The sequence below is a fragment of the Pseudoclavibacter sp. RFBJ3 genome, assembly GCF_002931375.1.
Lineage (GTDB): Bacteria > Actinomycetota > Actinomycetes > Actinomycetales > Microbacteriaceae > Pseudoclavibacter.
Genome location: NZ_PSXZ01000002.1, coordinates 40,420 through 53,317 on the forward strand (window position 1 = coordinate 40,420; position 12,898 = coordinate 53,317).

The window sequence follows — 12,898 nt, forward strand, 5'->3', positions numbered from 1 at the left end:
CAGCTGGCCCCGAACGGAGGATATCACCCGCGAAATCACGTGCAATTTCCAGAAGTCGCGGTTTACATCCGGGCCCCGACTCGGGAGAGGAGCGCCGCGACGTTCGGCAGATCGTCGCGGAGGCCGGCCTTCGTGCAGCTCGAGGCGCCGGCGAGAACGCGCCAAGGAGCAGGTCGGCCCGAGACTGGCGCCAACGGCCATGCTCAACGTGTTCACATGGCTCACGTCTCGGTCCTTCCTCGTCCGTCAGCCCGGCGCAGCAATGAACGTCGCAGAGCTGGCGTGATGCGGGTTTCGGCGAGCGAATACAGGCCCCAGGCCAGAACGGTGACCACGAGCATCGCAACGAGCACCGCGAGGTCGCGTCCGATGAGCGGCCAGAGGAGATCGATCGTCGCGTAGCCGACGACGACGTGCACGATGTAGAGCGAGTAGCTGATCTTCCCGAGCCAGAGCAGGGGACTCAGCCGAAGCGGAGGAGTCGACGTGCGCAGTGCGACGAAAGCGAAGAAGACGCTGATGCCGGCAACGATCGCGGCGTAGCTCGGCGAGTGGAGCAGGGCGGCAGACACGACGACGGCGAGGAAGGCCGGGATCGTCAGCCACTCGAACCGCTGGTTCCTGCGGGCCATGAAGAGCAGCATTCCGAGGCAGAACAGCGGCCCGTACTCCGCGAGGGTGACGTTGACCATCGCGCGGACCGGAACTGGAGCGGCCGTGATGTCGATGCCGGGGGCAAGGACTGCCGCCACGACGGCCGAACCGACCGCGATGACGAGCCAGGCCGCCACCAACCATCGCAGGAGCACGTCCGTCAGCCTGCACTTGGTGAGTAGGAGCACGAGGAAGACGATGATGTAGAACTGCATCTCCACCGCCAGCGTCCAGAAGGCGCCGTTGACGTCAGGAACGAGCAGCAGCCGCTGGATCATCGTGAAGTTGAGGAGCGTCTGGAGCGGCGTCAGCTGCGTTCCCGGAACGTTGGCGAGCGCGCCCACGACGACCGAGATGACCACGGCTATCCAGTAGGCCGGGTAGAGACGGGCGAACCGTGAGATTGCGAAGTCGGAAGCGCGCTTGGCCCGATCGGCGGTCATGAGGATGACGAACCCGCTGATGAGGAAGAAGAGCTGAACTCCGAACTGGCCGTGATGCAGCTCGAAGGAGCTGGCCGGCGCCGTCGGGTAGTGAACGGAGAATGTGGTCGTGAAGTGACCTACGACGACCGCAGCAGCCGCAAGGCCGCGCAGCCCATCGAGTTCTCTGAATCGTGTCGATGAAATGGATCCCCCTCAAGAAGTACGCGCGCCTTCAGGGGGGTGGACGCGTTTGCGCACTCAGGCTAGCGCCTGGTGTGCAACAAGATGCGCCCGAGCATACAAGATGGGAGAAAATGGCCGCGGTGTCTCTAGGCTGAGGTTGTGAACAACAACATCACCATCCTGGGCCTCTTCGACCACGACGGGCTGCCCTCGATCCGTTCGGGGACTTCGCCCGGCGATCAGCTGCGAGGGCCCTACTGCGCTGAGCTGCTCGGCCAGTACGCCAACCTGGTCACGGTTCGCATGCCGAGCTCTCGGGTGCACCGAAAGGTCAAGGACGTCGTCGAGCACCGAACGGGTGTCCCCGCCGACCTCGCTATCCGGGGGCTGGCATCGGCGCGGCGGGCGGATGCTGTCCTGGCGATCCTCGAAGACAAGTCTGTGCTTCCGGCCGCGCTCAAGCGCCGGGGCCTGACCGCGTATGCCAAGACGCGACTCGCCGCCGTCTCCTGCTGGTGGGGGGAGGAGCTGAAGACCGGCTCGGCTGCGCGGCGCGAGGAGATCGCGCGAACGGTGGCGGGTGTGGATCGCATCTTCGTCTTCTCACGGAACCAAGTCGAGCTCTTCGCTCAGATCGGCGCCGGTGGGAAGGTCGCTCCCATCAACTTCGGGGTCGAGCACACGAAGTACGTGCCGGACTCCTCGGTCGAGCAGCGATTCCAGGTCTTCAGTGGAGGCCTCGATGCTGGCCGCGACTTCGAGACCCTCGTCGAGGCCGCACGGCTCCTCCCACACGTCGACTTCCACCTCGTCTCGCACCTCCACCGATTCCAGCAGATGGACCTGCCGAAGAACGTCACGACGAGCGGCCCCACCGACGGGCAGACCCACCGGCAGAATCTCCTCGCGGCCCAGCTCGTCGTCACCCCGACCCATGACCTCGCCTACCCCACTGGCCAGAGCGTGCTGCTCGAGGCCATGTCGTCTGGCAAAGCCTGCGCCGTGACCGAGACGGAGGCGATGCGCGAGTACATCGACGAGGGCGTGAGCAACTTCGGTATGCCCCTCCATGACCCGCAGGGGGTTGCCGCGGTGATCGAGAGGGTTCTCGCCCGGCCAGCCGAGCTGCTCGAGGTGGGCCGCAGGGCGCGAGCTGCCGTCGAGGACCGGTACACCTTCGACCAGATGTGGAAGTCGATCGCCGAGCAGCTCGAGCGCGATCGGGTGGAGAACTCGCCGGGGGCCCGTCGCCGGTCCCCGGGAGCGGGGCGGAATGCGGCGTAGTCGCTCCGACTGGCTATCTGTCAGGACGATGCCCGGCCAGGGCTCGGCGAGGCCCTGAGCGGCTCGCTCCGATCGTCGACCGCGTCTTGGGCGAGGTGGGTTCAGGGGCCGCACTTGTCCTGCTCCTCGGTGGTGCCCTTGTCGCCTGGGCCGCGCGCACGGCCCGAGAGGTCTAGAAGAGCATCGTGAAGGTCAGGCGCAGCGTCTCCTCCGTGAGGACTGCAGCCGACGAGAGCCCAGCGGATGCGAGCAGCGCACCGGGGTGCGCAAACCCGACGACCACGTGGCGCATCCTCGGGAACTCGGCGAGGACCGTGCTTGGCACACGCGAGCGCTCAGGGGATGGGTGCTCCCGCCATCCGCGGAGCTTGGCGAGGAACCAGGCGCAGCGAAGCAGGAAGACGAGCCAGATCGCCAGCACGACCGGGAGCATGAGGCCTGCGAAGAGCTGGATGCCCGAGTAGGTGATCTCGTCCTCGCGGTTCTCCGCCATGAGCTGCAGCAGCGTCGAGAGGCTCGCGCTCATGACCACCGAGATCGTCCACGCCGCGAACCCCACCACGAGCGTCACGAATCGGACGAAGAAATGACCGAAGACCGAGTCGTGCTCGTCGAGGTGGCTGCGAGGAGTGCGGAGGAGGAGAGCGACCGTCGCCGTCAGCGAGGGCAGCGATCCCACGACGACCACCGCCGCCCACACGGGCATCGGCCAGTCGGCGACCCAGCCCAGGATCGTCGCGGACGCCAGGACCACGAACCACGCCCAGCTCCAGCGCAACGGATGCTCGACGAGCGTGGCAGGAAGCCGCCGCTCGACAGCGCCGAGGAAGCGTCTTGGAGGCGGCTCCGCCGGGACATTCATGGGCCAATGCTATTGCCCTGCGCGATCGACGGGGCCGGTGCCCTGCCCCCGGTTCCCGCGTGACCGCACCTGCCCGGCGGCGACGTTCGGACGGGCCACCTGCTCGAAGCATCCACAGGGGAGTTCTGCCCATACCTGGACCGAGCCAATCCGGGTAGGGTCGGGGATTCGGGAGGTCGGAACTCGACGGGGGTCAGTCGCCGGCCGACCTGGTGCGCGGGAAACGCCCCGCGCACGAGAGCAAGGGGGAACGACGATGTCCACACACGAATCAGCTGCAGAGTCGGAGCGGGGCGCTGAACGGCGCAGCCTACTGGGCGCTGTCGCCTGGGCCACTCCGATCATCGCCATCGCCGTGGCGGCGCCAGCTCAGGCCGCGTCCACCCACGAGGTGCCGGGGTGAGGGTGTGCTCGGACCGCGCGCGGCAGTGAGACGCGGCGCGCGGCGGAGGCGGGTCCCGTCGCTCACGTAGCCTGTGCTGGTGAGCGGAAGCAGAACGGGGATGGCGAGACGGGTGGCGTCCATCGCAGGCGTGGCGCTTGCTCTGCTCGTCGTCGTCATCGCAGCCGGACTTCCCCTCTTCGTCTTCCCCTCCACGGACGAACCCCGAGAGGTCGACGCCATCATCGTGCTCGGTCCGCCGCGTGAGGCACGCATCCAGGCCGCCCAGCAGCTGGCCGCCGACGGCTACAGCGACACGGTCGTCATCGCCGTCGACGACTACGGCATCGACTCCGCCATCAACATCCCTGCGTGCGAGGTCGGGGCGGACCACGCGTCCACCGCGCCCGTCACGCGGTGCCTCATCCCAGAACCCTTCACCACGGCAGGGGAAGCGCTCATGGTCAAGCGGTTGGCTGCCGCGGAAGGATGGGAGTCGGTCATGATCGTCACGAGCGTCACCCACATCTCCCGCGCCCGCATGATCTTCACCGACTGCCTTGGCGGGGGAGTGCTCGCCACGGACGACGGCGTCGGCATCGGCGAATCCAACTGGGCCTGGCAGTACCTGTATCAGTCCGGGGCATTCATCAAGGCGCTGGTCGCACCGACCTGCTGACGCGGACAGTGCAGTTCGGCCGATGCCAGGCAGGGCGACCCGACATGTCGGTCGTTCTCGATACGGTAGGCGCATGACGACACGTCGCAACGAGGGGGCAGCATGACCGCGCTTGACCACACCACCGTGCAATGGCGCAGGGTTTCCGCGAAGTACATCTGGTCTGAACTCCTCGGGGCGTTCTTCTGGGCGCTTGTGGCGCTCGCGGGAGTCATCGCTCTCCTCGTGATCCCGGACGTTTCGAACTGGATCGCGTTGGCCCCTGGTGCCATCCTCCTGCTGATCCTCATCTCCATCCCCTTCGAATGGCGACGCGTGCGCGCCATCGGCTACCAGCTGCGCCAGGACGACCTCGTCTTCCGCCGTGGTCTCTTCTGGAGCCGCATGGTCGCGATCCCGTACGGCCGTCTGCAGCTGGTCGACATCCAACGCGGTCCGGTCACCCGCATCTTCGGGCTCTCCTCGCTCAAGGTCGTCACCGCCGCCGCGATCACCAACGTGACCATTCCCGGCCTCGATTGGCGCGACGCCGAGAAGCTCCGGGACGACCTCGTCGCACTCGCCGAGACTCGTCGAGCAGGGCTCTGATGAGTGCCCACCTCCCGCCTCAGTCACCCGGCGCCCAGTTCGGGGGCCCGCCGTCTGGGGCGCCACAGGCGCAGCCTCCCGGGCCGGCGCTCGGCCAGGGCTCCGACCTGATCGACGGTGAGTGGCATCGACTCCACCCGCTCACACCGCTCCTCAAAGTCGGCGTGTTCGTCATCGCGATCGGCGCCTTCCTCATCAACCAGTCCTGGCAGACGATCACGAGCTTCATCTTCCCGCAGCTCGACGAGTACAGCGGCGCCGAGTACGACCCCACGAGAATGGTCTTCGAGAACCAGACCTGGCTGCTCTGGGCCGCGCTCGGGACGCTCCTCGTCATCATCCTCCTGGGACTCTTCAGCTACCTCTCGTGGCGCTTCGCGCAGTTCCGAGTCAGCGACACCACGATCGAGCTGCAGAGCGGCGTGCTGTTCCGGAAGAGCCGTCAGGCGCGACTCGATCGAGTGCAGGACATCAACATTCAGCGCCCGCTCGTCGCGAGAATCGTCGGGGCGTCCAAGATCGAGATCGGCGTCGCCGGCGAGAACGCGAACATCCAGCTCGTCTATGTCCGCACCCGCGACGCCGACGGCATTCGCGCCGGCATCCTGCAACGCGCATCAGGGGCGAAGCGCAACGAGCGCGCAGCCCACGGCCAGTCGTTCGAGGGCCCCGCTCAGCCCGGTTTCGCAGGTGCCAACGGCGGCATGCACATGCCGACGAGCGCAGGCCAGCCGAGCGGTGCCGGGGCAGTGGGCCAGGGAGCGGCCCAGCGCCCGCCGACCGCCGAGCAGCTGCGCACGAGAGCCTCCGAGTTCTTCGCGCAGCGAGTCGAGGAGCTCACGAGCCCCGAGCTCGCCCCCGGAGAGGCGGCGCCGCAGTCGGTGGTGCGCCTCCCGCCGTGGCGCCTCGTCGTCGCCAACCTCGTCAACCCGTGGCTCGTCGTCGTCATCCTCACGCTCATCGCGGGGCTCATCATCACCTTCACCTTCGAGTTCTGGTGGCTGCTCTTCTCGATCCTGCCCCTCGGCGCGGTGTTCTTCGCCATCACGGCCGGTCAGATCCTGCCATCCCTCAACTACAGCATCGCCGCGACGCCCGACGGCGTGCGCGTCGGGCGAGGGCTCCTCACCACGAGCAACGACACGGTCCCGCCCGGCCGGATCCACGCCGTCCAGGTCTCCCAGCCCCTCTTCTGGCGCCCCTTCGACTGGTGGATGGTCCGCATCACCCGCGCAGGCACCGAGCAGGTCTCCTCCGACGGCTCGCAGAACCAGGCAGCGCTCACCCGCAACCTCGTGCTCCCTGTCGGCACGCGAGCTGAGACCGAGCGTGTGCTCGCGCTCCTCCTCCCGATGCTCGTCAACGATGAGGTGCGCCGTCTCATCGAGCTCGGCATGTACAGCAAGGGCGACGACGACTACTTCGTCACGGCCCCCAAGCGCGCGGCGTGGATGCGGCCCTTCTCGTGGCGGCGACACGGCTTCCGCCTCGACAGCCGCGCCCTCTACCTGCGCTTCGGCGCCTGGTCACGCAAGCTCACCATCGTGCCCGCTGAGCGGATGCAGTCCATCGGACTCGACCGCGGCCCAGTGGGCTACTTCGCGAACGTCGTCAACCTCCACGCCCACACCGTGCTCGGCATGGGCGTCACGACCCGCATCGGCATGGTCGACGGCGACATCGGCGTCCGACTCTTCGACGACGTCTCCGCCGTCGCCATGCGCGCCGCGAGCCTCGACACGTCCCACCGCTGGCGCGAGGCCGCCACGCTCAGCGCCATCGCAACCGCGCGCATGCGCGTTGCCGACGCGGAAAGCCGCGGGATCGCCGTCGACAGTCAGACGATCGCCGTGCTGCAGGCCGAACGCGAATACCAGCAGGCTCTCGCTCAGAGCGGCGTGGACGGCACCTCCGCACCGCCCGTCGCGGAACCGATCGCCGCCCAGCGGACCACGCCCGCGCCGGATCTCTCGAGGATCCCGGCGCAGTTCGGCTCAGCCAGCTCAGCAGGATCCATGACCTCAGCCGGCGTCGGCCCTTCGGCTCCTCCCGAGAGCGCGGGCCCACCTGCGACTGCTCCAGGTCCTTCAGCGTCTCCGTCTCCGTCTCCGGCTTTGGCTCCGGCGCCCTCGCCCACGTCCATCGGTCCCGTCCCAGGGGCGCCGGCGAACGGCGCCTGGGCCCCCGTCTCCTGGGAACCCGTCGCCGCGCCGCCGGCGTCGGTGGACTCCGCGATCGACACGACCCCGACTCCCATCCAGTCGCCGGCCACGATCGCCCCCGCGCCGGCGCACCGCCTGCCAGTCGAGCGCGAGGCTGCCCCCACGGCGGCGCCGCAGAACGCGAGCGACCAGGCCCAAGAGTCCGCGGGTGCCGCCGACCAGGCGCAGCCATTGACCCGACGTCAGCTGCGGGAGCAGCGGGAGAACGGCACCGCGCCAGACCAGCAGCCGGGCCACGACAGCAGACAGGCTCCGGAGGGCAACGCATGAGCACACGGGAGGGACGGCTCGGCATAGGACTCGTGGGGGACTCGCCCACAGGCCTCATCGTCGCAACGGCACTCGCTGGAGCCGGGCACGCGCTGGTCGGCGTCGCCACCGAGTCCGTCGAAGCGACCGAGCGCGCATCCGCCATGCTGCCCGGGGCCCCCAACCTCACCCAGCGGCAGGCCATCGAGCGCAGTGAGCTCGTGATCCTCGCCTTCGACGAGGACGAGCTCGAAGCACGTGTCCTCGAGCTCTCCGAGACCAAAGCGTGGGTCGCGGGTCAGCTGGTCCTGCACACCGTCGCCGGGCGCGGGACTGCCGTGCTCGGCACGGCGCTCGACCGAGGCGTGATCCCGCTCGCCGTGCATCCCGCGATCGAGATCACCGGAACGAGCCTCGACCTGCACCGCCTCAAGGAAGCCTGGTGCGCAGTGACTGCGCCGCGGCCGGTGCTGCCCATCGCGCAGGCCCTCGTCGTCGAGATCGGCGCGGAGCCGGTCGTCATCGCCGAGCAGGACCGCCCAACCTACGCGGAAGCACTCCACACGGCGACGGAGTTCACTCGCTCCATCGTCAAGCAGGCCACGGAGCTGCTCACCGGAATCGGTGTCGAGAACCCCGGCTTCATGCTCTCCAGCCTCGTGCGCTCGGCCGCAGACAACGCCCTCGCCGACGCCACCCCGCAACGCCTCGACCCGCTCGACGGTACGCTTCCTGAGGCGGACCCGCGCTCGTAGCGGCAGCCGCAGGTTCCGAGGAGGGCTCTTGCCACACGTTCTGACCACGATCGCCGAAGCCAAAGCAGTGCTCCGGGAAGTCGGGAAAACCGACACGATCGCCCTGGTGCCCACGATGGGTGCTCTCCACGAAGGCCATCTTTCGCTTGTCGACATCGCCAAGCGAAGCGCCTCGAAGACCGTGGTGTCCGTCTTCGTGAACCCGATGCAGTTCGCGCCCGGCGAGGACTTCGAGCGCTACCCTCGCACCTTCGAGGACGACCTCGCGAAGCTCGACGCGGCCGGCGTCGACTACGTGTTCGCGCCCGCGGTCAGCGACATGTACCCCAACGGCATCAAGCAGACGCGCCTCGTCGGCGGACCCGCCGCGGGCATCCTCGAGGCGGCACACCGGCTCGCGCACTTCGACGGTGTCCTCACGGTCGTCACGAAGCTCTTCAACATCATCCGCCCGAACGTGGCGGTCTTCGGCGAGAAGGATGCACAGCAGCTCTTCCTTGTGCGGAGCCTCGTCCGCGACCTCGACCTCGATATCGACGTGGTCGGGGCGCCGATCATCCGGGAAGAAGACGGGCTCGCGCGCTCCAGCCGCAACGTCTACCTCTCCGACGACGAGCGCAGCGCGGCCCTCAGCCTCGTGCGCGCGCTCTCGGCCGCCGCCGCCAACGGCGACCGAGGCATCCGCGAGATGATCTCGCAGGCCCAGGGCGCCCTCATGGATGAGAAGCTCGTGAAGATGGACTACGTCTCCATCGTCGATCCCGAGACGTTCGTGCTCGTCAATGAGGCGTACCGCGGGACGGCGCTCGTGCTCGTCGCCGCCCGCGTCGGCACCACACGCCTCATCGACAACATGCCGGCCTACGTCGGCGAGTACCGCTAAGGCGCTCGCGGGCGGCTCCGGCTCCAGCCGGACGCGCGCGAACAGCACGAGTGCCGCGTCCCGCTCGTCTCGTTGCTACGCTGAACGTTCCACGACCCCTGGGGGAACACACGCATGAGCTTTCGCATCCTGACGGTCTGCACGGGCAACATCTGCCGTTCGCCACTCGCCGAGCAGCTGCTTCGAGACGGACTCCGGGATCTGCCCGGCGTCACCGTCGAGAGCGCGGGGACAGGTGCCCTCGTCGGCAGCGGGATGCCGCAGCAGGCCCTCGCGCTCGCAGCCCAGTACGGGGTGACGGATGCGGAAGCGCACATCTCGAGGCAGCTCACGGAAGACATCGCCCGCGGAGCAGGCCTCGTGCTGGCGCTCTCCCGCGACCACCGCCAGCGCATCGTCGAGCTCGCCCCCTCCGTCGTGCGGCGCACGTTCACGCTGCGCGAGTTCGCGCACATCGCGAGCCAGGTCACCGCGGAAGACCTCGAGGAGTCCTACGAGGCGCCGGGCGCGAGCCACGGCTCGCGTCGCTCGCGCCGCGAAGCGCTCGAAGGCGCCACAGACGGTGCCGGCGCTGGTGCCTCAGAGCAGGACATCGTCACCGCCGCGCTCGCCGCGGCCGTTGCCGCCGCCGCCCCGCTGCGCGGCCTCGTCGCTCCGCTCGAGAACGCCGCCGACTACGACGTGGTCGACCCGTTCCGCCGCTCGGACGAGACCTACCAGCGCTCGGGCCGCGAGCTCGTGCCAGCGGCCGAGACGATCATCGCTTACCTCGAGGGCGTCGTCGACTGGGCGAAGGCCCGCACGGCGTAGCCTCCTCGAGGCTCGCCGGTTCGCGCGACGGCGCGAAGTGCACCAAACTGGGGGAGTGCGGTTCCGAGCGCCATTCGTCGCGCCCGGGAAACGCATCCACACTCAGCCGCACGAAACGCAAGGAGCCCGAATGGCCGACGCGCCCATCCAAGACGCACTCTCCGAGGCCGAAGCCTCCGAGCAGAAGCAGGTGCGTCTCGAAAAGCGCGCGCGGATGCTGGAGTCGGGCATCGCGCCCTACCCCCTGACGCTCCCCATCACGCACACCATCGCGGAAGTGCGGGCAGCCCACACCGAGCTGGAAGACGGCGCGTCGACCGGCGAGCGCGCTGGCGTCGCGGGGCGCATCGTGCACCTCCGCAACACCGGCAAGCTCTGCTTCGCGAGCCTCCAGGCGGGTGATGGGTCGCGCATCCAGATCATGCTGTCGCTCGCCGTCGTCGGCCAGGAGCAGCTCGACCTGTGGAAGGAATACGTCGACCTCGGCGACCACGTCTTCGCTGCCGGTGAGATCATCTCGTCTCGCCGCGGCGAGCTCAGCATCATGGCCGACGAATGGCGGATGGCGTCCAAGGCCGTCCGGCCGCTCCCGAACCTCCACGCCGAACTGAGCGACGAGACGCGCGTCCGCCAGCGCTACCTGGATCTCATCCAGCGACCCGTCGCCCGGGAGGTGGTGGTCGCTCGTGCCAAGACCAACGCCTCGCTGCGCCAGACCTTCGCGAACCACGAGTTCCTCGAAGTCGAGACGCCCATGCTGCAGACCATGCACGGCGGCGCCGCGGCCCGCCCGTTCGTGACGCACTCCAACGCGTTCGACACCGAGCTGTTCCTGCGCATCGCGCCCGAGCTGTACCTGAAGCGCGCCGTCGTCGGCGGCCTCGACCGGGTCTTCGAGATCAACCGCAACTTCCGCAACGAAGGTGCTGACTCGACCCACAGCCCTGAGTTCGCGATGCTCGAGGCCTACCAGGCCTACGGCGACTACACCTCGATCGCCGACCTCACCCAGGAGCTGGTGCAGAACGCCGCCCAGGCCGTCGCGGGCTCGCACGTCGTGACCTGGGTGGATGGCACCGAGTTCGATCTCGGCGGTGACTGGGATCGAGTGTCCATGTACCCGTCGCTGTCGGAGGCGGCAGGCGTCGAGATCACGCCGTCGACGTCGCTCGCCGAGCTCGAGGCGCTCGCGGCGAAGGTCGAGGTCGAGGTCGACCACCCCACGCACGGCAAGCTCGTCGAAGAGCTGTGGGAGCACTTCGTGAAGGAGGGTCTCACGCGCCCGACGTTCGTCATGGACTTCCCCGTCGAGACGTCGCCGCTCACCGCATCCCACCGCTCGATCCCCGGGGTCGTCGAGAAGTGGGACCTGTACGTTCGCGGCTTCGAGCTCGCGACCGGGTACTCGGAGCTCATCGATCCCGTCGAGCAGCGCGCCCGCTTCGTCGAGCAGGCGGCGCTCGGGGCGCGGGGAGACGCCGAGGCGATGCGCGTCGACGAGGACTTCCTCGCTGCGCTGGAGCACGCCATGCCTCCTTCCGGCGGCATGGGCATGGGCATCGACCGCCTGCTCATGGCCATCACCGGCCTGGGCATCCGCGAGACGGTGCTGTTCCCCCTCGTCAAGTAGGGCCCGCGTGAGGTAGGTCCCGTGTGAGGTAGCTCCCCGCCCCCAGTCTTCCCAAAGATGACTTGTGGTCGTCAAACCTCGAGTTTGACGACCACAAGTCATCTTTGGAGCGTGGGATCGCGCGGGGCGGCGCGAGGGGCGGCGCGAGGGCGGGCTGGGGATGGCGCGCGGGCAGGGCAGTCTGCAGGCACGTCGGGCGTCGAGAGTGCCGTCTCCACAGGCGGGGAGATGGGCGGGGCGCAGCCGCGCGCATCCATCTACCGTTCCTGCATGCGACCCAAGACGCCGCTCCCACCCGAGTTCGCCAACACGACGTTCCGCTACTCCGACGCTCTCGAGAGCGGAATCACGCGAGGCCAGGTCAGAGCGTCGACGACGACCGGCCCGCACCGCGGCATCAGAACCACCCGCGAGATCACGTCACCGCGAGACGCCGACCTCGCCTACGCGAGAGCCTCACCGCGGGACGTCGCGTTGGCCAGCGTCTCCGCCTGCCGGGTCTGGGGAATCCCGCTCCCGCTTGCGATCGAATCGCGCAGACACACATTCGTCGCTGTGCGGAGTCCACGGCACGTCCCAACGGGAGTCGCGATCACGGGCATCAGGCTGGCTCCGCACCTGTTCAGCGACCGCGAGTTCGAGGGTGTCCGATTGCTATCGCCCTGCGTCGCCTGGGCGCAGCTTTCCGCTCAGATCACCCCGCGCGAAACCCTGGTGCAGGCGGATGCGCTCCTCACGAGCGCGGACAACTACCCCGGACGGCGCCACGGCGGCTCGCTGGCCACGCTGGACGAGCTCCGTGCAGTCGCAGACGCCTGGGCGAAGCGTGCTGGAGTCGCCCAGCTCCGTGCTGCCGTCGAACTCGCCAGACCGCAGGTCGAGTCGCCCGGAGAATCCCGACTTCGCCACGCCCTCATCTCGGCCCGCTTCCCGGAACCCGTGCTGCAGCACCGCGTCTTCGACGGGCGGCGGTTCGTGGCGCGGATCGACCTCGCTTACCCCTCGCTGAAGATCGCGCTCGAATACGACGGAGAAAACCATTTCACCGTGGCGAAGGCGGTGGAGGACATCGAGCGACGACGTGAGCTCGAGAGCCTCGGCTGGAGGGTCATCCAGATCACCCGACGCGACATCCAGGACCCGACGCGCCTCTTCGCCCGACTCCGCGCGGCGATGCGTCCACGCTGAGGCCTTCGCCCAGAGCTGACTTGAGGTCGTTCTCGCGCGAGGTTGACGACCACAAGTCAGCTCTGCGCGATGGGGGCGAGCGGCTAGGGGCGAGGGGCGAGGGG

12 protein-coding genes are annotated in these 12,898 nt (G+C 68.5%); 10 read left to right on the forward strand and 2 right to left on the reverse strand.

Annotated elements, in window-relative coordinates:
* Positions 1-221 precede the first annotated feature (221 nt).
* On the reverse strand, positions 222-1,283 hold the full coding sequence (locus C5E07_RS02350; RefSeq protein ID WP_104298302.1) for an acyltransferase: 1,062 nt from the start codon (positions 1,281-1,283) through the stop codon (positions 222-224).
* A 138-nt stretch (positions 1,284-1,421) separates the two neighbouring features.
* Here C5E07_RS02350 and C5E07_RS02355 point away from each other — a divergent pair, with 138 nt between their 5' ends.
* The gene (locus C5E07_RS02355) at positions 1,422-2,546 is read left to right on the forward strand and encodes a glycosyltransferase family 4 protein (protein ID WP_104298303.1); all 1,125 of its coding nucleotides are present in this window, start codon (positions 1,422-1,424) and stop codon (positions 2,544-2,546) included.
* A gap of 172 nt (positions 2,547-2,718) precedes the next feature.
* Here the strand turns inward: C5E07_RS02355 and C5E07_RS02360 are convergent, their stop codons facing one another.
* Positions 2,719-3,408, reverse strand: coding sequence for a hypothetical protein (locus tag C5E07_RS02360; protein ID WP_104298304.1), 690 nt, complete (start codon positions 3,406-3,408; stop codon positions 2,719-2,721).
* Between the two features lie 256 nt (positions 3,409-3,664).
* On the opposite strand from C5E07_RS02360, the gene C5E07_RS19375 reads away from it, so the two are divergent.
* The 9 genes from C5E07_RS19375 (at position 3,665) to C5E07_RS02400 (ending at position 12,794) form a co-directional block, all read left to right on the forward strand.
* Positions 3,665-3,811, forward strand: a complete 147-nt coding sequence (locus C5E07_RS19375) for a hypothetical protein (protein ID WP_181057739.1) — start codon at positions 3,665-3,667, stop codon at positions 3,809-3,811.
* 79 nt (positions 3,812-3,890) lie between these two features.
* A complete protein-coding gene (locus C5E07_RS02365; RefSeq protein WP_146080476.1) occupies positions 3,891-4,469 on the forward strand; it encodes a YdcF family protein in 579 nt (192 codons plus the stop codon).
* Between the two features lie 102 nt (positions 4,470-4,571).
* The gene (locus C5E07_RS02370) at positions 4,572-5,057 is read left to right on the forward strand and encodes a PH domain-containing protein (RefSeq protein WP_104240378.1); all 486 of its coding nucleotides are present in this window, start codon (positions 4,572-4,574) and stop codon (positions 5,055-5,057) included.
* A complete protein-coding gene (locus tag C5E07_RS02375; RefSeq protein WP_104298306.1) occupies positions 5,057-7,549 on the forward strand; it encodes a PH domain-containing protein in 2,493 nt (830 codons plus the stop codon). The genes C5E07_RS02370 and C5E07_RS02375 overlap by 1 nt, the downstream gene beginning before the upstream one ends.
* Positions 7,546-8,283, forward strand: a complete 738-nt coding sequence (locus C5E07_RS02380) for a DUF2520 domain-containing protein (protein WP_104240380.1) — start codon at positions 7,546-7,548, stop codon at positions 8,281-8,283. Before C5E07_RS02375 ends, C5E07_RS02380 begins: the two co-directional genes overlap by 4 nt.
* 28 nt (positions 8,284-8,311) lie before the next feature.
* Positions 8,312-9,166: a pantoate--beta-alanine ligase gene (gene panC, locus C5E07_RS02385; RefSeq protein ID WP_104240381.1), complete on the forward strand. Its 855-nt coding sequence runs from the start codon at positions 8,312-8,314 to the stop codon at positions 9,164-9,166.
* Positions 9,167-9,280: 114 nt separating this feature from the next.
* Positions 9,281-9,976 (forward strand): low molecular weight phosphatase family protein, encoded by a 696-nt coding sequence (locus tag C5E07_RS02390; RefSeq protein ID WP_104240382.1) that lies wholly within the window; start codon positions 9,281-9,283, stop codon positions 9,974-9,976.
* Positions 9,977-10,106: 130 nt separating this feature from the next.
* Complete coding sequence (gene lysS / locus C5E07_RS02395; RefSeq protein WP_104298307.1) at positions 10,107-11,606, forward strand: lysine--tRNA ligase; 1,500 nt, start codon at positions 10,107-10,109, stop codon at positions 11,604-11,606.
* A gap of 270 nt (positions 11,607-11,876) precedes the next feature.
* A complete protein-coding gene (locus tag C5E07_RS02400) occupies positions 11,877-12,794 on the forward strand; it encodes an endonuclease domain-containing protein (protein ID WP_146080477.1) in 918 nt (305 codons plus the stop codon).
* Positions 12,795-12,898: the final 104 nt, after the last annotated feature.